This is a genomic window from Bradyrhizobium sp. NBAIM01, from assembly GCF_020194115.1.
Lineage (GTDB): Bacteria > Pseudomonadota > Alphaproteobacteria > Rhizobiales > Xanthobacteraceae > Bradyrhizobium > Bradyrhizobium yuanmingense.
The window spans coordinates 655,038-678,349 of the sequence record NZ_JADYVU010000002.1 but is presented as its reverse complement, the minus strand read 5'-3'; the positions used below and the strand labels follow the sequence as shown (position 1 = coordinate 678,349).

Here is a 23,312-nt window from a genome sequence, read left to right as displayed (position 1 = left end):
CCGGACCGTTCAATAATGAACGGACGATCATTCAGGTATGAACAGGGCCGCCGATGGATTGGGACCTTTGCAAGACCTTCGTCGCGGTCGCCGATACCGGCAGCTTCACCGCCGCCGCCCGCCGCCTGCACACCAGCCATCCCACCGTCAGCCGCAAGATCGCGGCGCTGGAAGCCCAGCTCGGCACCAGATTGGTGGCGCGGGCTGCCGATGGCCTGGCGCTGACCGCGGATGGACGGACCTTGCGCGAGCACGCCGAGGCCATGGCGGCCGCAGCGCTGCGGGCCGAAACCGCAGTGGCGGCGGGTGGACACAAGGCGCGCGGCATCGTCAAGCTGTCGATCGGCGCGACGCTGGCCTCGCACTGGCTGATGCCGCGCTTGCCAGCCTTCCTGCGCGCGCACGATCATATCCAGCTCGAGATCATCACCCATCCATTTCCGGCGAGCGTGCGCCGGCGTGAGGCGGACGTGGTGCTGCGGCCCTTCGATACCGGGGAGGAGAACCTGGTCGGCCGCAAGATCGGCCGTCTCGGCACCGGCTTCTATGCCTCGCGCGATTATGCCGCCGGTCGGTCCCTGCCGGAACGGCGCGGCGACTGGAAGGAGCACAGCGTCATCGGCTTCGCCGACCAGACCTCCAATGCGCAGCTTGCGCGCTGGAGCGACGTCGTCACGCGGCAAGCAAGGGTGGTGATGCGCTGCTCGTCCCAGGGCGACATGCTGGCGGCGGCCCGAGCCGGAATCGGAATCTCCGCGCTGTCGTGCTTCGTCGCGGAAAGCTATTCCGATCTCGTGCGCGTCGCTCCGCAGAAGCTTGCCAGCGTCGCGGATCTCTGGCTGCTGGCCCATCCCGACCTCGTCGAGCTGCCGGCGGTGCGCGCCGTGATCGAATTCGTCGCCGAATGCGCCCGGACCGACCGCGCGCGGCTGCGCGGTTAGCCCGATCCTGCTAGGACGCCCTCACGCTTCTTCACCGCGCGGTAATAGCTCCACCACAGATGCGCCGCCGCACCGCGCAGCGGACGCCAGGGCTCGGCGATCGGCGCCATCTGCTTCTCCGTCGGCCGCGCCTTGAGGCCGAGGCCGATACGGATGCCTTCCTGCACGGCGAGGTCGCCGGCCGGCCAGGCATCGCCGTGGCCGAGGCAGAACAGCAGGTAGAGGTCGGCCGTCCAGGGGCCGATGCCGGGCAGCGCGATTAGCGTGTGATGCGCCGCATCGGCATCCTCCTCGGCGAGCACGTCGAGATTCAGCCGCTGCGCGGCGATCTCGCGGGCGAGATGCTTGAGCGTCTTGATCTTGGCGGCGGAGAGGCCGAGCCGCCCCAGCCGGTCGGCGCGGGCGCGGCGCACGGCGTCATGGTCGAGCGGATCGAATGCGGCCGACAGCCGCCCCCAGATCGCCGCGGCGCTCGCGGTGGAGAGCTGCTGCCCGCAGACGATGTGCGCGAGCCCCGTAAACCCGGGCTCGCGCCGCCGCAACGCCGGCATGCCCGCGATCTCGAGCACGGGCTTGAGGCGCGGATCGCGCTTGATCAGCGCGTGAACGGCCTCTTCGAGATCGGACTGGGTTTCGAGGTGGATGGTCATGGCGGGCGGGTTCTCTCCAGCGTCATGGCGGGCTTGTCCCGGCCATCCACGTCTTTCTCACCGCGAGGCACTGTGTAGCATGAGCGGTGATCGTGGTGTTTGTTCGTGACGTTGACACCATCGGTCTGTGGTACCGAAGAACGTGGATGGCCGGGACAAGCCCGGCCATGACGAGATTCATGTGATGGCACCACCCGTTTTCCGATTCGCCCCGAGCCCGAACGGCTTCCTGCATCTCGGCCACGCCTATTCCGCGCTGCTCAACTTCGATCGTGCGCGAAAGACGGGCGGGCGGTTGTTGCTGCGGATCGAGGACATCGACGTGACGCGGTGCCGGCCGGAGTTCGAGACGGCGATCTACGAGGATCTCGCCTGGCTCGGGATTGCCTGGGAGACGCCGGTGCGGCGGCAGTCGGAGCATCTCGCCGATTATCGCGCTGCGCTGGACAAGATGTCTGCGCTCAGTCTCGTCTATCCCGCCTTCGAAAGTCGGGCCGAGATCGCAAGGCTGGTCGCGGCGCGCGAGGCCGACGGGCCGTGGCCGCGCGATCCCGACGGCGCGCCGCTTTATCCGGGCGAGGCCAAATCGCTGTCGGTTGACGAGCGCTCGCGGCTGATCGCCTCGGGCGCGCCCTATGCGCTGCGGCTCGACATGGCGGCCGCCTGCCGTCACGCCCCAGGCGTGAGCTGGAACGAGCTCGGCGAGGGGCCGGACGGCGCGCGCGGCGTGGTGCCGGCGCGGCCGGAGGCCTGGGGCGATGTCATCCTGGCCCGCAAGGAGACGCCGACCAGCTACCATCTCTCGGTGGTCGTCGACGACGCGCTCCAGGGCGCCAGCGAGATCGTGCGGGGGCAGGACCTGTTTTACGCCACCGCGGTGCACCGCCTGCTCCAGGTTCTGCTCGGCCTGCCCGAGCCGGCCTATCGCCATCACCGGCTGATTCGCGATGAGGCGGGTCGGAAGCTGTCGAAATCGGGCCGCTCGACCGGTCTGCGCGAATTGCGCGCGGCCGGCCTCACGCCTGCCGCGATCCGCCGGCTAGTGGGATTAGGTTAAGTTTCTCTGGGGGTTAGCGAAACGTCGCCGTGACTCCGGGCGTTCCTCCGTGCCATGCTTGGCCAGCGCGGGGTTCGAAGAGGGTACTTCGAAGGGGATTCATGGCGGCGAAGACGCGTCCAGTGCGCACCACCCGGACGTCCAAGCGGCGGCCGCTTCGGAAGCGGCCCAAGGCGGGCGGTCAGCTGCGCAAGCGCAGCACCAAGGCGGTTGCGCCGGATGTCGTCCAAGCGGCGCTGGCCGCGTTTGCCCATGAGGTCCGCACCCCCCTGACCGGCATTCTCGCGATCAGCGACCTGCTCGCGACCTCCGACCTAGGCGAGCGGGAGCGGCGCTGGGCCGACACCATCAAAGCCGGCGCCGAGCATCTGGCGAGCCTCGCCACGCTGTTCGTGGATGCTGCCAGAACGGGGAAGGGCGGCAGCACGCCGCGCCAGGACCTGTTCGATCTCAAGGCGCTCGCCCGCACCGCCGGCGATTCGCTGGCCGGCCGTGCCGCGGCCAAAGGTCTCCAGGCCAAGGTCGAGATCGCCGAAAAGATCCCAGGGCTCGTGGTCGGTGATTCCGTCCGCCTGCGCGCCGCGCTCGAGAACCTGATCGACAACGCCGTGAAATTCACCGATCAGGGCGGAGTGGCCCTCGCCGTCGAGCCGTGGCGTCCCGCCAAAGGCAAAGCAAAGGGCAGAGTCGGCGTCGCCTTTGCGGTGTCCGACAGCGGCATCGGCCTGACCATGGCCGAGATCAAGCGGCTGTTCCGCCCCTTCACCCAGGCCAATGTCACCATTGCCTCACGCTTCGGCGGCGCCGGCTTGGGTCTCTCCTCGGTCAAGCAATTGGCGCGGGCGATGGGCGGCGACATCAATGTCGCTCCGCGCCGCGGTGGCGGCGCCACCTTCACATTGACGGTGTCGCTGGACTTGGCGGGACCGGGCACCGCCCGCAAGGCAAAGGACGGCAGCGAGCCCGAGGCGGTCGCTGCGCTTCGCGTTCTCAGCGTCGAGGACAATCCGTTCGGCCGCGTCGTGCTCAACACCATCCTGACCGAGCTCGGCCATCACGCCGAGTTCATCGGGCGCGGTGAGGACACCGTGAACCGGCTGGAGCAGGGCGCATTCGACGCGGTGCTGATGGACATGGTGCTGCCGGGCATCGACGGCATCGAGGCCATCCGGCGGATCCGCAGGCTGCCAACGCCGCTGGCTCGGATCCCGATCATCGGCGTGTCCGGCCGCGGCGAGGACGAGGCCGCCTCGCGCGAAGCCGGGGCCGACGCCTTCCTGGTCAAGCCTGTGTCTCCGCGGGCTTTAGCGACTGCGCTGCTTGAAGCGACACGCCGTGAGGAAGCCGCGACTTGATGATCGCAGCGTTCAGCTCGCCGCCGTAAACGAAGATCGCGGCGATGAAGTACAGAAACACCAGCGCGATGATCACCGAGGCGAGCCCCGCATACATCGTCACGTAATTGTTTGCGAAGCGGGCCAGGTATTGGCCGAACACGATGCTCGAGATCAACGACGCCACGATGGTGAAGACGATGCCGGGCAATATCTGCAGGAAGCTGCGCCGTCCCGCCGGCAGCCAGGCATGTAGGATGATCAGCGCCACCACCAGCGCGCCGATGGAGATGCCGTAGCGCACCCAGGTGAGGATGCTCTCGTTGGATTCGACGAACAGCGGAATGTGGCGCCGCGCCGCCTCGATGATGAGCGGACCGAGCACGATCAGGAACGCCATGGCGAGCGCCGTGAAGGCCGCAATGATCGTATAGGCAATTGATTCCAGCCGGAGCCAGTACCAGCTTCGCATCTCCACCACCGCATAGGCGCGGTTGAGCGCGACCCGCAGCGCCTCGACGCCGTTCGAGGCGAAGTAGACCGACAGCGCCGCGCCGATGGTCAAAAGGCCGGTCCGGGTGGTGGTTAGCACGTCATGAACCTCGCCCGAGATCGAATCGGCGACTTGCTTGGGCCAGACCTGGAGCATCAGGCTGGCGGCCTGGTCGGCGAGTTCCTTGGAGCCGAAGAAGCCGGCGAGCGCGGTCAGCACGATCAGGAACGGGAACAGCGCCATCAGCGTCGACAGCGCGATGTGGCTCGCGATCGCCCAGCCGTCATCGGCGAGGAACGTGTAAAACGCGTCCTCCAGCACGCAGTAAATGTAGCGGATGGCTTTCACTTGGCACCTACACCGCTGCTCTCTCCCTCTGCACGTAGGGAGAGGCCAGGAGAACGAGCAATGGGCGCAAATCGAAAAATCATCGCGCTACCATCTGATATTCTTGGCCCAAAAGCCAGTTCGCGAAGCCCCCCTTTGTCATTCCGGGGCGCGCGCAGCGCGAGGCCGGAATCCATCTAGCCGCGGCGCAAGTGGCGCGATGGATTCCGGGCTCGACGCGCCGGGTCTCGCTGCGCTCGATCCCGCCGCGTCGCCCCGGAATGACGAGCTGGGGAGATGGCGGACCGGCACACACGGTGTTATCTACCCTCAAATGGCATCTTTTCTGAGTACTTTCATCCTGCCGGCCGCAGCCGGCGCCGTGGCACTGGTGCTGCTGCTCGGGCTCATCAACATGATGCGCGGCGGCTCGCCCAACACCTCGCAGAAGCTGATGCGCTGGCGCGTGCTGCTTCAGTTCGTGGCGATCATCGTCGCGATGCTCGCGGTCTGGGCGATGGGACGCTGATCATGGTCGTACTCAATCGCATCTACACGAAGACCGGTGACGACGGCACGACGGCGCTGGGAACCGGCGAGCGGCGGCCGAAATACGATCTGCGCATCGAGGCCTATGGCACGGTCGACGAGACCAATGCCGCGATCGGCCTGGTCAGGCTCCACACCGCGGAGATGCCCGAGCTCGATGCGATGCTCGGCCGCATCCAGAACGATCTGTTCGATCTTGGTGCCGATCTCGCCGTGCCGGAGCGGGAAGGCAAGGACAAGGGCAAGGCCGAGCGGCTGCGCGTGGTGGCGAGCCAGGTCGAGCGGCTCGAGCGCGACATCGACGCGCTCAACGACAAGCTCGCGCCGCTGACTTCCTTCGTGCTTCCCGGCGGCACGCCGGCCGCGGCCTATCTGCATGTGGCGCGCACGATATGCCGCAGGGCGGAACGCGTGATCGTGGAACTGGCGGCCCAGCCGGACGAGCCGGTCAGCGCGGCTGGCATCCATTATATGAACCGTCTGTCCGACTTTCTGTTCGTGGCCAGCCGGGCCGTGAACGGCAATGGCGCCGGCGACGTGCTCTGGGTTCCCGGCCAGAACCGCTGACCCATCGCGCTCGGCGCATTTCAGAAGGCCAAAATTAGACCCGTTCGCGCGTTGACCGGGGCAGATCAGGCCTTTAGGTTCCGCGCCAGTTGATAACCCCCCTCCCAAATTGAGTGAAAGAGGATCGATGAAGGTCTTAGTGCCGGTAAAGCGGGTGGTCGATTACAACGTCAAGGTCCGCGTCAAGGGCGATGGATCGGGCGTTGAACTCGCCAACGTCAAGATGTCCATGAACCCCTTCGACGAAATCGCTGTCGAGGAAGCGCTGCGCCTGAAGGAAGCCGGCAAGGCCACCGAGGTCGTGGTGGTCTCGATTGGACCTGCGCAGGCGTCCGAGACGATCCGCACCGGTCTTGCCATGGGCGCCGATCGCGGCATCCTGGTGAAGGCGGACGGCACCGTCGAGCCGCTCGCCGTCGCCAAGATCCTGAAGAAGGTTGCGGACGAAGAGCAGCCGGGCCTGATCATTCTCGGCAAGCAGGCGATCGACGATGACTCGAACCAGACCGGCCAGATGCTGGCCGCGCTGCTCGGCTGGTCGCAGGCGACCTTCGCCTCCAAGCTCGAGGTCGAAGGTACCGACTTCAAGGTGACGCGTGAAGTCGATGGCGGTCTGCAGACCGTGAAGCTGAAGGGACCGGCGATCGTCACCACCGATCTCCGCCTCAACGAGCCGCGCTACGCCTCGCTGCCCAACATCATGAAGGCGAAGAAGAAGCCGATCGCGGAGAAGACGGTCGCCGATTACGGCGTCGACATCGCCGCGCGCCTCGAAGTTCTGAAGACGGCTGAGCCCGCGGGCCGCAAGGCCGGCGTCAAGGTCAAGGACGTCGCCGAGCTGGTGTCGAAACTCAAGAACGAAGCCGGGGTGCTCTGATGACGACGCTTCTGATTGCCGAACACGACAATGCGTCGCTCAAGGACGCCACCAACAAGGCCCTGACCGCAGCTGCCGCGCTTGGCGCGGATGTCGAGGTGCTGGTCGCCGGCCAGAACGCCAAGGCCGCGGCGGATGCCGCTGCCAAGCTCGCTGGCGTGAAGAAGGTGCTGCTCGCCGATGGCGACCTCTACGCGCACGATCTCGCCGAGCCGCTGGCTGCGCTGGTGGTGTCGCTGGCGTCCGGCTATGACGCCATCGTCGCGCCGGCGACCTCGCGCTTCAAGAACGTGATGCCCCGCATCGCCGCTCTGCTCGACGTCATGCAGGTCTCGGAGATCACCAAGGTGGTCGCGCCCGATACCTATGAGCGCCCGATCTACGCCGGCAACGCCATCCAGACGGTGAAGTCGAAGGATGCCAAGAAGGTCATCACGGTCCGCACCTCGACCTTCGCCGCAGCAGGCGAGGGCGGCAGCGCCCCGATCGAGACCGTGGCGGCGGCGGCCGATCCGGGCCTGTCGACTTTCGTCGGTGAGGAAGTCGCCAAGAGCGATCGCCCCGAACTGACCTCGGCCAAGATCATCGTCTCCGGTGGCCGCGCCATGCAGAGCCGCGAGAACTTTGCCAAGTACATCGAGCCGCTCGCGGACAAGCTTGGGGCCGGTGTCGGTGCCTCGCGCGCCGCGGTCGATGCCGGCTATGCGCCGAACGACTGGCAGGTCGGCCAGACCGGCAAGGTGGTGGCCCCCGAGCTCTATGTCGCGGTCGGCATTTCCGGCGCGATCCAGCATCTGGCCGGCATGAAGGACTCCAAGGTGATCGTTGCGATCAACAAGGACGAGGACGCGCCGATCTTCCAGGTCGCCGACTACGGCCTGGTCGCCGATCTCTACCAGGCGGTTCCGGAGCTGACCGCCGAACTCGGCAAGCTCGGCAAGTAAAAGGCATCGAAAACACCGGCCGGAGGTATAAACTCCGGCCGGTGTTGCGTTTCTGAGGCGTTTTCTTTGGCGTGGGGCGCGCCTTGGAGGCGATCCAATCTAGGTTTCGAGCCAAGGTTCTGATTAAATCGGACCTCCCGGCTCGAGGGGAAAAGGCAGGGCGCGCCCCCCGCGCGCCGTTCCGGTGGATGACAATATGGCGGCAGTGATCAAGAAGGTCGGCGTGATCGGCGCGGGTCAGATGGGCAATGGCATCGCGCATGTCGCGGCGCTCGCTGGCTTCGACGTGGTGCTCAACGACGTTTCGGCCGACCGCCTCAAGTCGGGCATGGCCACCATCAACGGCAATCTGGCGCGCCAGGTCTCCAAGAAGGCCGTCACCGAGGACGACAGGGCCAAGGCGATTGCGCGTATCAAGCTAGCCGAGAAGCTGGACGATCTCGCCGATTGCGACCTCGTCATCGAGACCGCGGTCGAGAAGGAAGAGGTCAAGCGCAAGATCTTCCACGAGCTCTGCGCCGTATTGAAGCCGGAGGCGATCGTCGCCTCCGATACGTCCTCGATCTCGATCACGCGCCTCGCCGCCGCCACCGACCGCCCGGAGCGCTTCATCGGCATTCACTTCATGAATCCAGTGCCGTTGATGGAACTGGTCGAGCTGATCCGCGGCATCGCCACCGACGACGCCACCTTCGAGACCGCCAAGGACTTCGTCGGCAAGCTCGGCAAGCAGGTCGCGGTCTCCGAGGATTTCCCGGCCTTCATCGTCAACCGCATCCTGCTGCCGATGATCAACGAGGCGATCTACACGCTGTATGAAGGCGTCGGCAACGTCGAGGCGATCGACGCGGCGATGAAACTGGGCGCCCACCATCCCATGGGTCCGCTCGAGCTTGCCGATTTCATCGGGCTCGACACCTGCCTCTCCATCATGCAGGTGCTGCACGAGGGGCTAGCCGACTCCAAGTACCGCCCGTGCCCGCTGCTGGTCAAATACGTCGAGGCCGGCTGGCTCGGCCGCAAGACCCAGCGCGGCTTCTACGACTACCGCGGCGCCAAGCCGGTGCCGACGCGGTAAGGTGGCCTTGTGCCCCGGACGCAGCGCGGAGCGCTGCAGAGCCGAGGCCCAGGAGCCGCGCGCTGAAGGCTAGGTCCCGGCTCTGCGGTGCGTCACTTGCGTGCCGCCCCTTGTCCGGGACACGATTGCCCGTACTGCTCCATGACAATTCATGTCGCGTTAACCTCTCGCGCCTAGGTTACGGCCGGCACGAGGGTTCGCGTAATGGACATGATGGCAATGGTCAGCAGCATGCTGGCCGCACAGCAAGGCGCGCTGCAGTCGAATATCGCGGCGACGCTGACCAAGCAGAACGCGGATATGGAGAAATCCACCGTCCTGACGCTGCTCGGCACCGGCCAGCCCTCGCTCGCCAATGTCGCCCCCGGCGTCGGCGGCAATCTCAATGTGACGGCCTAAACCCTTAAAGCGCCGCGGCGGCCTTGCCGGTTGCCGCGCGGATCAGCTTGAGCGCGTCCTCACTCGCCCATTCCGCCGGCCCCGCGATCGTCGCGATTTCACACCCCTGCGGGTCGACCAGCACGGAGGTGGGCATGCCCAGTGCCCGTCCCACGGCCTTAAGATCCTGGAACACCTTGGCTTTCTGGTCGCTGAAATAGGCGAGCCGGGTCAGGTTGGCCTCTTTCAGGAAGGTTTTCGGCTTCTCCAGGTCGCGGGTGTCGATGTTGATCGCCACCACCTCGAAATTCGGGCCCGATAGCTTGCCCTGGAGCTCGTCCAGCGCCGGCATCTCCTTGCGGCAGGGCACGCACCAGGTGGCCCAGAGGTTCACCAGCAGGGTCTTGCCGCGGAAGTCGGACAGCTTCTTCGGCTTGCCCTCGGCATCCTCGAAGGTGAGGTCGGGCAGCTTCAGCGGGGCGCTTGCCATGGTCAGCGCCGCCACCTCGCCATGGGCGAGCGGGGCGATCTTCTGCGCCGTCGCCACCGCCGCCTTGCAGGTCGGATCGCCCAAGGGCGCCCGGCTCGGGCCGAGCCCGTACAGCGCGGCGAAGCCGGCCAGCCCGACGATCGCCACGGCGGCGATGACGAAGGGGATGCGGCGCGTGGCGGAGGGCTTCTGGTCGAGCATATCGTTTGTCATCCGGTCGCAGATATGGCTATCAGGGGCCTCTTAATACGGCTGGCCGCGGCCAGCAAACGTGCGGCAAATCAGGCGTGAGCAGGGGATCATGAGCAACAAGATGTGGGGCGGCCGGTTCTCGGAACGCCCCGACGAGATCATGGAAGAGATCAACGTCTCCATCGACGTCGATCGTCACCTCTTCGCCCAGGACATTGCCGCGTCCAAGGCCCACGCCGCGATGTTGGCCAATCAGGGCATCATCACGGCTTCTGATGCGAAAAATATCGGCAAGGGTCTAGACACAATCCTGTCAGAGATCGGCAAGGGCGGCTTCGAATTCAAGCGCGCGCTCGAGGACATCCATATGAATGTCGAGAGCCGCCTGTCGGAGCTGATCGGCCCGGCCGCCGGAAGGCTGCACACCGCGCGTTCGCGCAACGACCAGGTCGCCACCGACTTCCGTCTGTTCGTCCGCGACGTCATTGACGAGACCGATGCCGCGCTCGCCGCGTTCCAGCAGGCCCTGGTGGACCGCGCGCTGGAGCACGCCGCAACCGTGATGCCCGGCTTCACGCATCTGCAAACGGCGCAGCCCGTCACGTTCGGCCATCACCTGCTGGCTTATGTCGAGATGGCGGCGCGCGACCGCGGCCGCTTCCAGGACGCCCGCAAGCGCCTGAACGAATCGCCGCTGGGCGCGGCTGCGCTCGCCGGCACCTCGTTCCCGATCGACCGCCATGCCACCGCGAAGGCGCTCCTGTTCGACCGCCCGATGGCGAACTCGCTCGATGCCGTCTCCGACCGCGATTTCGTGCTGGAGACGCTGTCGGCCGCCGCGATCTGCGCCGTGCACATGTCGCGCTTTGCCGAGGAGATCGTGATCTGGACCTCGCCGCTGGTCGGCATGATCCGGCTCAGCGACAAGTTCACCACGGGATCCTCGATCATGCCGCAGAAGCGCAACCCGGATGCCGCCGAGCTGGTGCGCGCCAAGACCGGCCGCGTCATCGGCGCGCTCAACGGCCTCCTGATCGTCATGAAGGGCCTGCCGCTCGCCTATCAAAAGGACATGCAGGAGGACAAGCAGGGCGCCATGGAGGGTTTTGCCGCGCTGTCGCTGGCAATCCGCGCCATGACCGGCATGGTCCGTGATCTCGTTCCGGACGAAGCCAAGATGAAGGCGGCCGCGGGCGAGGGCTATGCCACGGCGACCGACCTCGCCGACTGGCTGGTGCGGACGCTGAGGATGCCGTTCCGCGAGGCGCACCACGTCACGGGCCGCATCGTCGCCAAGGCCGCCGAGGGGGGCGTCGCGCTGCACGAGCTGCCGCTCAAGGAAATGCAGGCGATCGAGCCCAAAATCACCAAGGACGTGCTCGGTGTGCTCTCGGTCGAATCGTCGGTGAAGAGCCGCACCAGCTTTGGCGGCACCGCGCCGAAGAACGTGGCGTCCCAGGCCAAGGCCTGGGCGAAGCGGCTGGAAAAAGAGCGAAAATTGGGCTGAGGGCAAAATTTCGCTTATGTTTCATGGTCATCCGGCTCTCGCCAGAACGCGCCAATCTCTGTATGGTGCGCCGCGCGTAGTGGGGATTTTCGTCGTGACGTCAAAGTTTCGCCCGGCCGGCTCGGGGTGGGCCATCATTGTCTTGAGCCTGACGGCGCTCGCGCTTGCAGGTTGCGGCCGCAAGGGCCCGCTGGATCTGCCGCCGACCGCCTCCAACGCCCCCGCAGCCACCGGCGCCGCACCCGTCGAGCCCGAGACCGCGGCCCAGAAGGCGCCGAGCCTGTTCGAACCCACGGCCAGCGCGGATGCTGCGCCCGCGGCGGCCAAGGGCCGGAAGAAATCGTTTATTCTCGACCCGCTCCTGGACGAACCTCCCGGCAAGAAATAAGCCGGGACAACCGAGCCTGCGCCATGAACCATTTCGACTATCGCAACGGCGTGCTGCACGCCGAGGCGGTGAACCTGTCCGAGCTGGCCGCCACCGTCGGCACGCCGTTCTACTGCTATTCGACCGCAACGCTGGAGCGGCATTACCGCGTCTTCACCGAGGCCTTTGCCGGCGAGAAGGTGCTGGTCTGCTACGCCATGAAGGCGAACTCCAACCAGTCGGTGCTGCGGACGCTGGCCAAGCTCGGCGCCGGCGCCGACGTGGTTTCGGGCGGCGAGCTGAAGCGCGCTTTGGCCGCCGGCATTCCCGCCAGCAAGATCGTCTTCTCCGGCGTCGGCAAGACCGAGGCAGAGCTGCGCGCGGCGCTCGCCGCCGACATCCTCTGCCTCAACGTCGAATCCGAGCCGGAGCTCGAGCTGCTGTCGCGACTCGCGACCGAGATGGGCAAGACCGCGCGCATCTCGCTCCGCGTCAATCCCGACGTCGATGCCGGCACGCACGCAAAGATCTCCACCGGCAAGTCCGAGAACAAGTTCGGCATCCCGATCGTGCATGCCCGCGAGGTCTATGCGCGCGCGGCGAAGCTGCCCGGAATCAAGGTGACCGGCACCGACGTGCATATCGGCAGCCAGATCACCGACCTGTCCGGCATGGAGACCGCGTTCCGCATCCTCTCCGAATTCGTACAGGAGCTGCGCGGCGACGGCCACGACATCAGCCACGTCGATTTCGGCGGCGGTCTCGGCATTCCCTATTACATGGATCGCGAGGCGCCGCCGGCGCCGGCCGCCTATGCCGCCATGGTCAAGCGCGTCAGCCACAATCTCGGCTGCACGCTGATGTTCGAGCCGGGCCGCATGATCGTCGGCAATGCCGGCATTCTGGTCGCCAAGGTGATCTATGTGAAGCACGGCGACGGCAAGAATTTCGTCATCATCGACGCGGCCATGAACGACCTGATCCGCCCGACACTGTACGAGGCGCATCACGACATCCTGGCGGTGAAGCAGCCCGCCAAGGGCGCCGCCACCATCAAGGCCGATGTCGTCGGCCCGGTCTGCGAGACCGGCGATTATCTCGCCCTCGACCGCACGCTGCCGACGCCCGCGCCCGGCGATCTCCTCGCCATCATGACCGCCGGTGCCTATGGCGCCGTGCAGGCCGGCACCTACAACACCCGGCCCTTGGTGCCGGAGGTGCTGGTGAAGGGCGATCAATATGCCGTGGTGCGCCCGCGCGTGGAGGTCGAGCAGCTCATTGCGATGGACACGCCGGCGCCGTGGCTGTGAGGCCGCTACCAAAACCTGCAAAACAACCCCATGCACAGTAGACCGGGGCTTTCGCGATGATGCGTGGTCGTCGGGCAAAACCGCTTGAACTGTCAGATAAATTCAGCACGACCGCGCAATTTCGCTGAACGTCAGTTTTTTCCACCTACGATCACACCCGCTTTCTTCTCGATCGGCTTGATGGCCGCGGTGAAATCGGACTCGGCGCCTTCTGCGCGGATCACGGTCTCCCACAGCCGCCCGACCGCGTCGGCGACCTCCATCGACAGGCCGAGCTGCGTCATCTCCTCCAGTGCCAGCCGCACGTCCTTCACCATCAATCCCGTGGCGAAGCCGAAGTCGAAGGTGCGCGGCAGCACCGCGCGCGGAAACTTGTCGCGGCTCGCGGTGTTCATGCCCGAGCCCGCATTGATGACGTCGATCATCACGGCGGGATCGAGCCCGGCCTTCACGCCCATCACCACGGCTTCCGACGTCGCCACGATCGCGGTGGCCGACAGGAAATTGTTGGCGAGCTTCATGGTCTGCGCCGCGCCCGGCTTCTCGCCGATGAAGAACACCTTTCCGATCACCTCGAGCGCAGGCTTGAGCAGCGCGAACTCGGCTTTCGGGCCTGACACCATCACGGCAAGCGTGCCCTTCTCGGCGCCGCCAACGCCGCCGGAGACGGGACAGTCGATCTGCACGATGCCGCGCTCTTTGAGCAGCCCGTGAATCTTCGCGGCCATCGCCGAGCCGACGGTTGAGAGATCGACGAAACGTTTGGCACGCGTGCCCTCGATCACGCCGCCAGCGCCGGTGGCAACGTCCAGGGAAGCCTGCAGCGAGGGCAGGCTCGCCATCACGGTCTCGACCTGGTCAGCGACGTCCTTCGGCGACGACGCGGCAGTGGCACCGCGCGCGACTAGCTTGTCCATGACCTCCTTGCGCGTGTCGAATACGACGAGCCTGTGCCCCGCCTCGATCAACCGCCGCGCCATCGGGAAACCCATGTTTCCGAGCCCGATGAATCCGATGTCCATGGTGTTTCCCTTTGGTTGTTGTTGAAAACGCGCACACCGATGTCGTCCCGGACAAGCGCGCCCTAAAGCGCGCGCCGGTCCGGGACCCATAACCACAACAAGGAGGAATCGTCCCGCAAAGGCGCCGCTCCGAGTCGTCGTAGCAACATCGTCCTGTGGCTATGGGTCCCGGGCTCGCGCTTCGCGCGCCCCGGGACGACAGTTGAGATTGGCGCTGGGTCTCACGCCTTCCCGTCGATCTCTGCGAACACCTCGCGCGCGATGCGGAAGCTGTCGACCGCGGCGGGCATGCCGCCATAGATCGCGACCTGCATCAGGATCTCGCGGATCTCCTCGCGGGTGACGCCGTTGGTCAGCGCGCCCTTCAGGTGCGCGCGAAACTCGTGCTGACGGTTGAGGATCGCGATCATGGCGATGTTGAGCATGCTGCGGGTCTTGCGCGGCAGCTCCTCGCGGCCCCACACCGTGCCCCAGCAATATTCGTTGAGCATCTCCTGGAACGGGCGGTTGAAATCGTCGACGTTCTTCAGGGCGTTGTTGACATAGGCCTCGCCCAGCACAGCTTTGCGGACTTCCAGGCCCTTGTCGTGCATCTTCTTGTCCATGGCGTTTCCTTCGTTTCCCTCGAGATTGGCGCGCGGAAATTACGGGGTTGCACCCGGCCAGTCACGTCCTCGTGTTATGCGGGAAAAGGAGGCGCTCCCGTACGGGAACGGATGCCTCAGTGCTGCCGTTGTGATAGGCTCTGCTCTACCGGGCAACCTGGAGAGTTGATTGAACGGCGTCCCCCCCGAGCCGTCAGACCCGATCCGCAACGGCGATGCGCTGTCGCGGCTGAAGCTGGCGCAGGCCCTTGATCGGGCAACTTATGCCATCGCGTGGGAGCGTGCCTGGCCCAATGCGGCGCGCCTTCTGACCGTCGTCGGCCTGTTCCTGGTGGTGTCCTGGGCCGGCCTCTGGCTGGCGCTGCCGTTCACGGCCAGGGCCGTCGGTCTCGCCCTCTTCGCCGCGATCGCGGCGGCCGCCCTGTTCCCGCTGATTCGCTTCCGCTGGCCGAGCCGCGAGGAAGCGCTGGCTCGGCTCGACCGTGGCTCCGGCATCCGGCACCGCCCGGCCACCGCGCTCACGGACACGCTGACCTCACAGGACCCGGTCGCGCAGGCGCTGTGGCAGGCGCAGCTCGAGCGCACGCTCGCCTCCATCAAGCGCATCCGCGCCGGTGTGCCGCAGCCCCGGCTCGCGCTTCACGACCCCTGGGCGCTGCGTGCCCTCGTGATGGTGATGCTGGTCGCGACCTTCTTTGCCGCGGGTGACGAGCGTGCGATGCGCCTTGGCGCCGCCTTCGACTGGAACGGGGTGCTGGCGCCGGCCAATGTTCGCGTCGATGCCTGGGTCACGCCGCCGCTCTACACCGGCAGGCCGCCGGTCATCCTGTCGGCCGCCAACAAGGAAGCCGCGGCGCTGCCCGCCAGCGGCCCGCTTGCCGTTCCCGCCGGCTCGACCCTGATCGTGCGCTCCTCCGGCGGCAATTTGGATGTCGCCGTCTCCGGCGGCCTCAAGGAGGTCGCCCCGGCCGAAGCCAGCCCCAAGGGGACCAACGAAAGGCATTTCGCGATTTCCGGCGACGGCACCGCGCATGTCCGGGCGCCCTCCGGCCAGCCGCAATGGGCCTTCGCCGCCACGCCGGATCGTCCGCCGACGATCGCGCTCGCGAAGGACCCGGAGCGCCAGGCGCGCGGCGCGCTCCAGCTCTCCTACAAGATCGAGGACGATTACGGCGTCACCGGCGCCGAGGCGAAATTCGCCCCGCGGCCGACCGACGCCAAAGATGGTGCCAAGGATGGCCCCAAGGATGGTCCGAAGGCCGCCGCCGGTGATGGCGACAGCAGGACGGCGCCGCGGCCGCTGTTCCAGCCGCCGAAATTCCCGCTCGCCCTGCCGAATGCGCGCACCCGCAACGGCGTCGGGCAATCCGTGAAGGATCTCAGCGAGGATCCCTATGCCGGCGCCGAGGTCACGCTGACGCTCACGGCCAAGGACGAGGCCGGCAACGAGGCCGCCAGCGAGCCGTTCAACATGCGCCTGCCCGAGCGGCTCTTCACCAAGCCGCTGGCCCGTGCATTGATCGAGCAGCGCCGCATCCTCGCGCTCGACGCCAACAAGAATTCGGACGTCTATGCCGCGCTCGACGGGCTGATGATCGCGCCCGAGATGTTCACGCCGGAGCCGGGACAATATCTCGGCCTGCACAGCGTGGCCCGGCAGCTCGAAGCGGCGCGTACCGACGATGCCTTGCGCGAGGTCGTGGCGAGCCTGTGGGCGCTTGCGGTGACGATCGAGGACGGCAAGATCTCCGACGTCGAGAAGGCGTTGCGCGCGGCCCAGGAGGCGCTGAAGCAGGCGCTGGAGCGCGGTGCAAGCGACGAGGAGATCAAGAAGCTCACGCAGGATCTGCGTCAGGCGCTGAACGATTTCATGCGCCAGCTCGCCGAGCAGTTCCGCAACAACAATGACCCGCAGCAGCTGGCGCGGCCGCTCGATCCGAACACCAAGGTCCTGCGTCAGCAGGATCTGCAGAACATGATCGATCGGATGGAGCGCCTGTCGCGCTCCGGCGACAAGGATGCGGCCAAGCAGTTGCTCGACCAGCTCCAGCAGATGCTGGAAGGCCTGCAGATGGCGCAGCCGGGGCAGTCCGGCGAGAGTGACATGGAGCAGGCGCTCAATGAGCTCGGCGACATGATCCGCAAGCAGCAGCAATTGCGCGACAAGACGTTCAAGCAGGGCCAGGATTCCCGACGCGACCGCTCGCGCGGCAAGCAGCAGCAGGGCGATCAGTCCATGTCGGAGCTGCAGCAGGACCAGCAGGGACTGCGCGACCGCCTGAAGAAGCTGCAGGACGAGCTTGCCAAGCGCGGCCTCACTCAGAAGGGGCAGAAGGGTCAGCAGGGCCAGCAGGCAAAGGGCCAGAAGGGTCAGCAAGGCGAGCAGGGCCAGCCCGGCCAGAACGGCGATCAGGATGGCGACCAGGGCGATGACGGCAGCCTGGATGCAGCCGACGGTGCCATGGGCGATGCCGGATCAAAGCTCGGCGAGGGTAATGCCGACGGCGCCGTGGACTCGCAGGGCAAGGCACTCGACGCCATGCGCAAGGGTGCGCAGAAGATGGCCGAGGCGATGCAGCAGGGCGATGGCGACGGCCAGGGCGACGGCCCCGGCCAGCGTGCCGGCCGGCAGCAGAGCGGCGGCAACCAGACCGATCCGCTCGGCCGGCCGCTGCATGGGCGCGAATATGGCGACGATTATACGGTCAAGATTCCCGGCGAGATCGACACGCAGCGTGTCCGCCGCATTCTCGAAGAGCTCCGCCGCCGTCTCGGCGATCCCTCGCGGCCGCAGATCGAGCTCGATTATCTCGAGCGGCTGCTGAAGGAGTTTTAACTCCACACTCGGTGTCATCGCCCGGCTTGGCCGGGCGATCCAGTACGCCGAGACCGCAGTGATTGAATCGAGAAGCAGCGGCGTACTGGATGCCCCGCCCCCCGTGCGCAATTGCGCACTAGGCGGGGCATGACAGCGGCATGTGTGGCGAATGCCGACGCTAGCCCTTCTTCGCCGCCAGCGCATCGGCGACCGCCGTGCGGATATCGGCGACCGAGAACGGCTTGGTCACGACGTCATGCACCAGCGCGTTCAGGTTCGAGGCGCGCTCGCGCTGGTCGGCAAAGCCGGTCATCAGCAGGATGGTCAGGTCGGGAAAATCGCGCGCCGCGGAGAGCGCCAGCGCGATGCCGTCCATCACCGGCATCTGGATGTCGGTGAGCAACAGGTCGAAGGCGCCATCCTCGCGGGTCAGGATCTCCAGCGCCTCTGCGCCGTCCTGGGCGGTGACGGTCTCGTGGCCGTCCATGGCGATGGCGCGCGCCACCAGCGCGCGCATCGAATCCTCGTCGTCGGCGATCAAGATCTTCGGCATGAGACGAACCTTGGTATCAACCTCCCCTGGGGGCGATTATACGCTGCCGCCGGCAATGTCGCGCCGGTTGAAGAAACGAACGTCGATGTTGCGGCCCTCCGGCGGCGGTGAGGCCAGGCGCGAGCGGAAGAAGGCGCGCTCACCTGGCCGCAGCACAGTCTGCTCCAGCACCGTGTTCCAGGCATAGATCTCCGCGCCTTGGGCGTCGCGCACGGCAAAGCGCAGCCGCGGAATGTCGAGCGGCTTCTTGCCGTCGCCGACGATGACGCCCTCGATCACCAACACCTGTTTACCGTCCACGGTCTCGCTGGAGAGCTTGACGTCCTTGAAGGCGAGACCCCGCAAGTTCACCTCGAGCCCGACCATCTTGTAGAAGGCTGCCGTCTGCGGCAGCAGCCGCACCACATCGCCGCGCCAGAGCACCAGTGCCAGCACCAGCGCGCCCATCGCGGCGCAGGCGGTCGGCAGGCCAAGATAGGATTTGCGCGGAGCCGTGGTGGCGACCGGGCGGCTCACCCGCGCGCCGCGGCGAGGGAACAGGCTGCGGAACCAGGACTGGTGCTGCGCGCCGACGGCCTCCTCTTCGGCCTGCCGGGCCGCTGCCGACCATTCGTCCTCGGTTTCGCGGGCCTGCTCGTCCGGCCAGTCGCTGGCGATCGATGGGCTATCGACGATGGGCGCATCAGTGGCGCCGTCGTCCTTGGCATAGGAGTTCCATTGTTCGGCGAGGTCGGACTGATCGTCGGCTCGGCTGGCCGCGACCATGGCCGGAACGGACGCCTCCTCGATGGCATCCTCGGCGTGGGCGATCCAGGTCTCCTTGCAGCGGGAGCAGCGGACCGCCCGCCCGTTCGCCCCAAGGCTCGCGAGCTTGATGGCGTAGGATGTCATACAATGGGGGCAGACGATATGCATGGACGAGCCTTGATGCATGAACGAAGGTCTTGAACGGAGGTCTTGGACGGGTCTTGACGATGCCACGGTCGCGGAGACCGGGCGCCCCTTATGCTACTGGGCGACCGTTAACGAACCGGAAACCATAACGGCGGCAAAACCCATTGATCGCGTATGGCGGACCGCCGCAATGCGGCCCGCGCCCCCTCTCGAACGGAGCTGAGCTTGGTTCGGTTCGAAAATGTCGGATTGCGTTACGGTCTAGGGCCGGAGATTTTGCGCGACCTCACCTTCCAGATCCCAGCGCATTCCTTCCAGTTTCTCACCGGGCCGTCAGGTGCCGGCAAGACGTCCCTGCTGCGCCTGTTGTTCCTGTCGCATCGACCGACGCGGGGCCTCGTCAACCTGTTCGGCCACGACATCTCGCAGCTCGGCAAGGACGAGATCGCAGACCTGCGCAAGCGCATCGGCATCGTGCTCCAGGATTTCCGCCTGCTCGATCACATGACGACCTATGAGAACGTCGCGCTGCCGTTCCGCGTCATGGGCCGCAGCGAGTCGAGCTACCGCAAGGAGGTGATCGATCTGTTGCGCTGGGTCGGCCTCGGCGACCGCATGGACGCGCTGCCGCCGATCCTGTCAGGCGGCGAGAAGCAGCGCGCCGCGATCGCGCGCGCCGTGATCTCGCGGCCGCAGCTGCTGCTCGCGGACGAGCCGACCGGCAGCGTCGATCCGACGCTCGGCCGCCGCCTGCTGCGACTCTTCATCGAGCTCAACAAATCAGGCACCGCCGTCATCATCGCCACCCACGACATCGGGCTGATGGACCAGTACGAAGCACGGCGGCTGGTGCTGCACCAGGGACGGTTGCACGTCTATGAGTAGGCTGGACGAGCGCGGCGTGCTGGTCGATCTCGGACAGGAGCGTCCGCAGCTTCCGGCCAAGGCACGCAACATGTCACCGATCGTGCCGCGCGCCTCGATCCACGGCAGAGCGCTGCTTGCGGTGGTCGCCATCATGACCTTCCTCGCCTCGATGGCCACGGGCACGGTGCTGCTGGTGAGTGCCTCCGCCGCCGAATGGCAGTCAGACGTCGCGAGCGAAATCACCATCCAGGTTCGCCCGCAGGCCGGCCGCGATCTCGAGCGCGACACCGCAGCCGTGGCGGAAGCGATGCGCACGCAAGCCGGCATAGTCGAGGTCAAGCCGTTCACCAGGGACGAGAGCGGCAAGCTGCTCGAGCCCTGGCTCGGCACCGGCCTGTCGATGGACGATCTGCCGGTGCCGCGCATGATCATCGCGCGCGTGCAGCCGGGCACGCCGCTCGATCTCGGCGCCTTGCGCGCGCGCGTGGCGCAGGTCGCCCCTAGCGCCAGCGTCGACGATCACCGCGCCTGGATCGAGCGCATGCGCCTGATGACGAACGCCACCGTGCTGGCCGGCCTCGGCATCCTCGCGCTCGTCATCGTCGCAACCATCATCTCGGTGTCGTTCGCGACGCGCGGCGCAATGGCGGCGAACCGTCCGATCGTCGAGGTCCTGCATTTCGTTGGCGCCGGCGACCGCTACATCGCCAACCACTTCCTGCGTCATTTCCTCAGGCTGGGCCTGGAGGGCGGCGTGATCGGCGGCGGTGCCGCCATGCTGATGTTCGGCTTCTCCGAGTCCATCGCAGGCTGGTTTTCCGGGACTCCCGTCGGCGACCAGTTCGCCGCGCTGCTCGGCACCTTCTCGCTGCGCCCCTCCGGCTACATCGTGCTCGCGGTTCAGGCCGTCCTGATCGGCGCCATTACCGCAGTCGCCTCGCGCCAAACGCTGTTCGCGACATTGAACGATGTTGATTGAGTTTCTTTTCTTCCCTTCTCCCCTTGTGGGAGAAGGTGGCGCGAAGCGCCGGAGGAGGGGTTCTGTCCACGCGTACAGATGTCGAGGTGAATGCGCGGAGAGAACCCCTCACCCGTCTCGCCGCTTTCGCCATAGCCGATGCAAAGCATCGGCATTCTTAAGAACGGCGGCCGGCGGCCGCCTATGCGACCCTCTCCCACAAGGGGAGAGGGTGAAGAAACCGGACTCCACTTCGCCTCAAAACGTCATAAAATCAGATCGGGAAGGGATCACCGACATCGCATGAGCTCGCCGACCGACGATCGATCGCCGAAACTGCCGCGCGGCTGGCTGCGCGCGGCAATCGTGTCGACGATCGCGCTCGCCTTCGTCGGCGCGGCGGCGGGCTTCATTGCGTTCCTGGCGCAATTGCGCGGGGCCGAGAAAGTACCCGATCGCAAGGCGGACGGCATCGTGGTCCTGACCGGCGGCTCCTCGCGGGTATCGGACGCGATGGAGCTGCTGGCTGCCGGCTACGGCAGGCGGCTCCTGATTTCCGGCGTGCATCCGACCTCGACGGCGAACGACATCTCCCGCACCTTGCCGGAGAATCAGTCCTTCATGACCTGCTGCGTCGACCTCGACCGCACCGCGCTCTCGACCCGCGGCAACGCCGCGGAGGCGCGGCGCTGGGCCGAGGGGCGCCGGTTTACGTCTCTGATCGTGGTCACCTCGAACTATCACATGCCGCGCGCGCTGGTGGAATTCTCGCATGCGATGCCGCGGACGACGCTGATCCCGTTCGCGGTGGTCGGCGAAAAATGGCGCGAGGAGCCGTGGTGGATCTCAGGCTCGACGCTGCGGCTGCTCCTGTCCGAATACGTCAAGTACCTTGCGGCCGAGCTCAGGGTGCGGCTGGAGGATTTCGGGATTGACCTTTGGCCTGAGATGTCGGAGCAGCCTGCAGGTCAGCAACCGAAGCGGCCCGCCACCGCGCAGGCCAATTGATCGGACCATCGATGTTCCTGATTTTCCTGCGATCGCTCGTATTCAACGTGCTGTTCTACGCCGTGCTGGTCTGTCTGGCGATCGTTGCGCTGCCGACCTTTGCACTGCCGCCGCGCGCCATGCTGACGTTGGCGCAATGGTGGGCCAACGCCACGCTGGTCCTGATGCGCCTGGTCTGCAACATCAAGGTGGAATTCCGCGGGGTGGAGAAGATCCCGACAGGACCGCTGCTGATCGTGGCCAAGCATCAGTCGTTCTGGGAGACCTTCGTGCTGCCGGGTTTCTTCAACCGGCCGATCTTCATCCTCAAGCGCCAGCTGATGCAGATCCCGGTGTTCGGCCAGTTCCTGGTCAAGACCGGGATGATCGCGATCGACCGCAATGCCGGCGTGAAGGCGCTGCTCGAGATGACGCGGCGCGCGCGCGAGGCGGTGCGCAGTGGAAAGCAGCTCGTGATCTTTCCGGAAGGCACGCGCCGTGCGCCGGGCGCGCCGCCCGATTACAAGACCGGCTTTGCGCAGATCTATTCCTCCTGCGGCGTGCCGTGCCTGCCGATCGCGCTCAATTCCGGCCTGTTCTGGCCGCGCCGCACCTTCATGCGCTATCCGGGCACGCTGGTGGTCGAGTTTCTCGAACCGTTGCCGCCGGGCCTGCCGAAGGACGAGTTTCTCGCACGCGTGCAAGCGGCGATCGAGGACGCGACCGCCCGGCTCGTCGAAGCAGGGCGGAAGGAGCAGGAGCAGTTGATCGGCTCGGCGCCGAGCTACGCGCCGACCGGCTAAAGCGCGATGAGATTGGGATGAATCTTCATCGCGCTTTGGGTTGTTGTTTACGCATGATCTTTCCGGAAAACCGCTTCGCACTTTTCCGGATCATGCTTTAGCGGCTTTCCCGATCCTGGTCCCGAGCCGTCGTGTGCAGGGAATGCGCATCACCATGCAGCATCAATGCAAGCTGATGCAGCTGCGTGTCGCGAAAGCCTTCGGCCTCGATCGCCTTCACCGTCGCGGTGACGTAGTCGCGGTTGGCGCCGGACTGGCCGTGGCCCTGGACGACATGGCGGTGCTGCTCGGCGAGCGAGAGGCGGCCGGCATATTGCACATGACCGCGGTCGACGACGTAGGCGAGCGCGGCGACGCGCTGGCGTGCATCGTTCTCCAGCCACACCGAGCGCATCACCTCGCGATAGACCGAGGTGACCTGCTCGCGTGCGCGCAAATAGGCGACCACTTCCGCACGGTTCTTCTCGGCGACGCGGAAGGCGATGCCGCGGCAGGCGCCGCCGCGGTCGAGTCCGAGCACCAAGCCCGGCTTCTCCGGCGTGCCGCGATGCACGAAGGAATAGACGCAGAGCGCGCGATGCTCGCCGACCAGCCGCGCCGGGACGCGCTCCTCGAAATCGAAGCCCGGCCGCCACATCAGCGAGCCGTAGCCGAACACCCAGAGGTCGCCCTTGGCTGTGGTGACGGAGGGGAGGGTGATTTCGGACATTTCGGGGACGGCTACCAGAACCCTGCGCCCAAGCG

The 23,312-nt window shown here is 66.3% G+C and carries 25 protein-coding genes; 17 read left to right on the top strand and 8 right to left on the bottom strand.

What is annotated here, in order from left to right:
- Window positions 1-53: 53 nt before the first annotated feature.
- Complete coding sequence (locus I6F31_RS09540) at window positions 54-941, top strand: LysR family transcriptional regulator (RefSeq protein ID WP_225147401.1); 888 nt, start codon at window positions 54-56, stop codon at window positions 939-941.
- On the opposite strand, the gene I6F31_RS09535 is transcribed toward I6F31_RS09540, so the two are convergent.
- Complete coding sequence (locus tag I6F31_RS09535; RefSeq protein ID WP_225147400.1) at window positions 938-1,591, bottom strand: DNA-3-methyladenine glycosylase 2 family protein; 654 nt, start codon at window positions 1,589-1,591, stop codon at window positions 938-940. The two genes, I6F31_RS09540 and I6F31_RS09535, sit on opposite strands and share 4 nt — an antisense overlap.
- A 184-nt stretch (window positions 1,592-1,775) precedes the next feature.
- Between I6F31_RS09535 and gluQRS the strand changes: the two genes are divergently transcribed.
- Together gluQRS and I6F31_RS09525 are read left to right on the top strand one after the other, a co-directional pair.
- Window positions 1,776-2,648 (top strand): tRNA glutamyl-Q(34) synthetase GluQRS, encoded by an 873-nt coding sequence (gluQRS, locus tag I6F31_RS09530; protein ID WP_225142852.1) that lies wholly within the window; start codon window positions 1,776-1,778, stop codon window positions 2,646-2,648.
- A gap of 101 nt (window positions 2,649-2,749) precedes the next feature.
- Window positions 2,750-4,003, top strand: coding sequence for an ATP-binding protein (locus I6F31_RS09525; RefSeq protein WP_225147399.1), 1,254 nt, complete (start codon window positions 2,750-2,752; stop codon window positions 4,001-4,003).
- Here I6F31_RS09525 and I6F31_RS09520 read toward each other — a convergent pair.
- Window positions 3,930-4,823: a YihY/virulence factor BrkB family protein gene (locus I6F31_RS09520; RefSeq protein ID WP_225147398.1), complete on the bottom strand. Its 894-nt coding sequence runs from the start codon at window positions 4,821-4,823 to the stop codon at window positions 3,930-3,932. The two genes, I6F31_RS09525 and I6F31_RS09520, sit on opposite strands and share 74 nt — an antisense overlap.
- A gap of 313 nt (window positions 4,824-5,136) precedes the next feature.
- On the opposite strand from I6F31_RS09520, the gene I6F31_RS09515 reads away from it, so the two are divergent.
- From I6F31_RS09515 to I6F31_RS09490, 6 genes are all read left to right on the top strand, one after another.
- The gene (locus I6F31_RS09515) at window positions 5,137-5,331 is read left to right on the top strand and encodes a twin transmembrane helix small protein (protein ID WP_036020744.1); all 195 of its coding nucleotides are present in this window, start codon (window positions 5,137-5,139) and stop codon (window positions 5,329-5,331) included.
- Window positions 5,332-5,333: 2 nt separating this feature from the next.
- Window positions 5,334-5,918 (top strand): cob(I)yrinic acid a,c-diamide adenosyltransferase, encoded by a 585-nt coding sequence (locus I6F31_RS09510; protein ID WP_225147397.1) that lies wholly within the window; start codon window positions 5,334-5,336, stop codon window positions 5,916-5,918.
- A gap of 127 nt (window positions 5,919-6,045) precedes the next feature.
- Complete coding sequence (locus tag I6F31_RS09505; RefSeq protein WP_036020746.1) at window positions 6,046-6,795, top strand: electron transfer flavoprotein subunit beta/FixA family protein; 750 nt, start codon at window positions 6,046-6,048, stop codon at window positions 6,793-6,795.
- Window positions 6,795-7,739: an FAD-binding protein gene (locus I6F31_RS09500; RefSeq protein ID WP_225147396.1), complete on the top strand. Its 945-nt coding sequence runs from the start codon at window positions 6,795-6,797 to the stop codon at window positions 7,737-7,739. Before I6F31_RS09505 ends, I6F31_RS09500 begins: the two co-directional genes overlap by 1 nt.
- Before the next feature lie 196 nt (window positions 7,740-7,935).
- Entirely contained in the window at window positions 7,936-8,817 is an 882-nt protein-coding gene (locus tag I6F31_RS09495; RefSeq protein WP_035996839.1) for a 3-hydroxybutyryl-CoA dehydrogenase, read from the top strand.
- A gap of 204 nt (window positions 8,818-9,021) precedes the next feature.
- Window positions 9,022-9,216, top strand: a complete 195-nt coding sequence (locus I6F31_RS09490; RefSeq protein ID WP_036020754.1) for a hypothetical protein — start codon at window positions 9,022-9,024, stop codon at window positions 9,214-9,216.
- A 4-nt stretch (window positions 9,217-9,220) separates the two neighbouring features.
- Here the strand turns inward: I6F31_RS09490 and I6F31_RS09485 are convergent, their stop codons facing one another.
- Window positions 9,221-9,886 carry a TlpA disulfide reductase family protein gene (locus I6F31_RS09485; protein ID WP_225113053.1) on the bottom strand — a complete coding sequence of 222 codons (666 nt, stop codon included), beginning with the start codon at window positions 9,884-9,886 and terminating at the stop codon, window positions 9,221-9,223.
- A gap of 100 nt (window positions 9,887-9,986) precedes the next feature.
- Between I6F31_RS09485 and argH the strand changes: the two genes are divergently transcribed.
- The 3 genes from argH to lysA all read left to right on the top strand — a co-directional run bounded on the left by argH (window position 9,987) and on the right by lysA (window position 13,061).
- The gene (gene argH / locus I6F31_RS09480; protein WP_225147395.1) at window positions 9,987-11,384 is read left to right on the top strand and encodes an argininosuccinate lyase; all 1,398 of its coding nucleotides are present in this window, start codon (window positions 9,987-9,989) and stop codon (window positions 11,382-11,384) included.
- A 94-nt stretch (window positions 11,385-11,478) separates the two neighbouring features.
- Window positions 11,479-11,772, top strand: coding sequence for a lipoprotein (locus I6F31_RS09475; RefSeq protein WP_035996882.1), 294 nt, complete (start codon window positions 11,479-11,481; stop codon window positions 11,770-11,772).
- A 23-nt stretch (window positions 11,773-11,795) separates the two neighbouring features.
- Window positions 11,796-13,061 (top strand): diaminopimelate decarboxylase, encoded by a 1,266-nt coding sequence (lysA, locus tag I6F31_RS09470; protein WP_225185309.1) that lies wholly within the window; start codon window positions 11,796-11,798, stop codon window positions 13,059-13,061.
- Between the two features lie 131 nt (window positions 13,062-13,192).
- Here the strand turns inward: lysA and I6F31_RS09465 are convergent, their stop codons facing one another.
- Entirely contained in the window at window positions 13,193-14,083 is an 891-nt protein-coding gene (locus tag I6F31_RS09465; protein WP_225147394.1) for an NAD(P)-dependent oxidoreductase, read from the bottom strand.
- Between the two features lie 221 nt (window positions 14,084-14,304).
- A complete protein-coding gene (locus I6F31_RS09460; RefSeq protein WP_028134137.1) occupies window positions 14,305-14,688 on the bottom strand; it encodes a carboxymuconolactone decarboxylase family protein in 384 nt (127 codons plus the stop codon).
- Window positions 14,689-14,857: 169 nt separating this feature from the next.
- On the opposite strand from I6F31_RS09460, the gene I6F31_RS09455 reads away from it, so the two are divergent.
- Complete coding sequence (locus I6F31_RS09455; RefSeq protein ID WP_225185308.1) at window positions 14,858-17,524, top strand: TIGR02302 family protein; 2,667 nt, start codon at window positions 14,858-14,860, stop codon at window positions 17,522-17,524.
- Window positions 17,525-17,684: 160 nt separating this feature from the next.
- On the opposite strand, the gene I6F31_RS09450 is transcribed toward I6F31_RS09455, so the two are convergent.
- Window positions 17,685-18,059, bottom strand: a complete 375-nt coding sequence (locus tag I6F31_RS09450; protein ID WP_035996894.1) for a response regulator — start codon at window positions 18,057-18,059, stop codon at window positions 17,685-17,687.
- A 36-nt stretch (window positions 18,060-18,095) separates the two neighbouring features.
- Window positions 18,096-18,974, bottom strand: a complete 879-nt coding sequence (locus I6F31_RS09445) for an MJ0042-type zinc finger domain-containing protein (protein ID WP_225185307.1) — start codon at window positions 18,972-18,974, stop codon at window positions 18,096-18,098.
- 204 nt (window positions 18,975-19,178) lie between these two features.
- Here I6F31_RS09445 and ftsE point away from each other — a divergent pair, with 204 nt between their 5' ends.
- From ftsE to I6F31_RS09425, 4 genes are all read left to right on the top strand, one after another.
- Window positions 19,179-19,838, top strand: a complete 660-nt coding sequence (gene ftsE, locus I6F31_RS09440) for a cell division ATP-binding protein FtsE (RefSeq protein ID WP_057028593.1) — start codon at window positions 19,179-19,181, stop codon at window positions 19,836-19,838.
- The gene (locus tag I6F31_RS09435; RefSeq protein WP_128265888.1) at window positions 19,831-20,799 is read left to right on the top strand and encodes an ABC transporter permease; all 969 of its coding nucleotides are present in this window, start codon (window positions 19,831-19,833) and stop codon (window positions 20,797-20,799) included. The genes ftsE and I6F31_RS09435 overlap by 8 nt, the downstream gene beginning before the upstream one ends.
- Before the next feature lie 282 nt (window positions 20,800-21,081).
- The gene (locus I6F31_RS09430) at window positions 21,082-21,786 is read left to right on the top strand and encodes a YdcF family protein (protein WP_225128576.1); all 705 of its coding nucleotides are present in this window, start codon (window positions 21,082-21,084) and stop codon (window positions 21,784-21,786) included.
- Between the two features lie 11 nt (window positions 21,787-21,797).
- On the top strand, window positions 21,798-22,568 hold the full coding sequence (locus I6F31_RS09425) for a lysophospholipid acyltransferase family protein (RefSeq protein WP_225185306.1): 771 nt from the start codon (window positions 21,798-21,800) through the stop codon (window positions 22,566-22,568).
- A gap of 97 nt (window positions 22,569-22,665) precedes the next feature.
- Here the strand turns inward: I6F31_RS09425 and I6F31_RS09420 are convergent, their stop codons facing one another.
- Entirely contained in the window at window positions 22,666-23,277 is a 612-nt protein-coding gene (locus tag I6F31_RS09420; RefSeq protein ID WP_225185305.1) for a gamma-glutamylcyclotransferase, read from the bottom strand.
- Window positions 23,278-23,312 lie beyond the last annotated feature (35 nt).

What these genes read in the sequence shown, in the direction of transcription:
- I6F31_RS09540 (WP_225147401.1), top strand. Translation starts at nt 54, where the DNA reads ATGGATTGGGACCTTTGCAAGACCTTCGTCGCGGTCGCCGATACCGGC.
- I6F31_RS09535 (WP_225147400.1), bottom strand. Translation starts at nt 1,591, where the DNA reads ATGACCATCCACCTCGAAACCCAGTCCGATCTCGAAGAGGCCGTTCAC.
- gluQRS (WP_225142852.1), top strand. Translation starts at nt 1,776, where the DNA reads ATGGCACCACCCGTTTTCCGATTCGCCCCGAGCCCGAACGGCTTCCTG.
- I6F31_RS09525 (WP_225147399.1), top strand. Translation starts at nt 2,750, where the DNA reads ATGGCGGCGAAGACGCGTCCAGTGCGCACCACCCGGACGTCCAAGCGG.
- I6F31_RS09515 (WP_036020744.1), top strand. Translation starts at nt 5,137, where the DNA reads ATGGCATCTTTTCTGAGTACTTTCATCCTGCCGGCCGCAGCCGGCGCC.
- I6F31_RS09510 (WP_225147397.1), top strand. Translation starts at nt 5,334, where the DNA reads ATGGTCGTACTCAATCGCATCTACACGAAGACCGGTGACGACGGCACG.
- I6F31_RS09505 (WP_036020746.1), top strand. Translation starts at nt 6,046, where the DNA reads ATGAAGGTCTTAGTGCCGGTAAAGCGGGTGGTCGATTACAACGTCAAG.
- I6F31_RS09500 (WP_225147396.1), top strand. Translation starts at nt 6,795, where the DNA reads ATGACGACGCTTCTGATTGCCGAACACGACAATGCGTCGCTCAAGGAC.
- I6F31_RS09495 (WP_035996839.1), top strand. Translation starts at nt 7,936, where the DNA reads ATGGCGGCAGTGATCAAGAAGGTCGGCGTGATCGGCGCGGGTCAGATG.
- I6F31_RS09490 (WP_036020754.1), top strand. Translation starts at nt 9,022, where the DNA reads ATGGACATGATGGCAATGGTCAGCAGCATGCTGGCCGCACAGCAAGGC.
- I6F31_RS09485 (WP_225113053.1), bottom strand. Translation starts at nt 9,886, where the DNA reads ATGCTCGACCAGAAGCCCTCCGCCACGCGCCGCATCCCCTTCGTCATC.
- argH (WP_225147395.1), top strand. Translation starts at nt 9,987, where the DNA reads ATGAGCAACAAGATGTGGGGCGGCCGGTTCTCGGAACGCCCCGACGAG.
- lysA (WP_225185309.1), top strand. Translation starts at nt 11,796, where the DNA reads ATGAACCATTTCGACTATCGCAACGGCGTGCTGCACGCCGAGGCGGTG.
- I6F31_RS09465 (WP_225147394.1), bottom strand. Translation starts at nt 14,083, where the DNA reads ATGGACATCGGATTCATCGGGCTCGGAAACATGGGTTTCCCGATGGCG.
- I6F31_RS09460 (WP_028134137.1), bottom strand. Translation starts at nt 14,688, where the DNA reads ATGGACAAGAAGATGCACGACAAGGGCCTGGAAGTCCGCAAAGCTGTG.
- I6F31_RS09450 (WP_035996894.1), bottom strand. Translation starts at nt 18,059, where the DNA reads ATGCCGAAGATCTTGATCGCCGACGACGAGGATTCGATGCGCGCGCTG.
- I6F31_RS09445 (WP_225185307.1), bottom strand. Translation starts at nt 18,974, where the DNA reads ATGCATATCGTCTGCCCCCATTGTATGACATCCTACGCCATCAAGCTC.
- I6F31_RS09435 (WP_128265888.1), top strand. Translation starts at nt 19,831, where the DNA reads ATGAGTAGGCTGGACGAGCGCGGCGTGCTGGTCGATCTCGGACAGGAG.
- I6F31_RS09430 (WP_225128576.1), top strand. Translation starts at nt 21,082, where the DNA reads ATGAGCTCGCCGACCGACGATCGATCGCCGAAACTGCCGCGCGGCTGG.
- I6F31_RS09425 (WP_225185306.1), top strand. Translation starts at nt 21,798, where the DNA reads ATGTTCCTGATTTTCCTGCGATCGCTCGTATTCAACGTGCTGTTCTAC.
- I6F31_RS09420 (WP_225185305.1), bottom strand. Translation starts at nt 23,277, where the DNA reads ATGTCCGAAATCACCCTCCCCTCCGTCACCACAGCCAAGGGCGACCTC.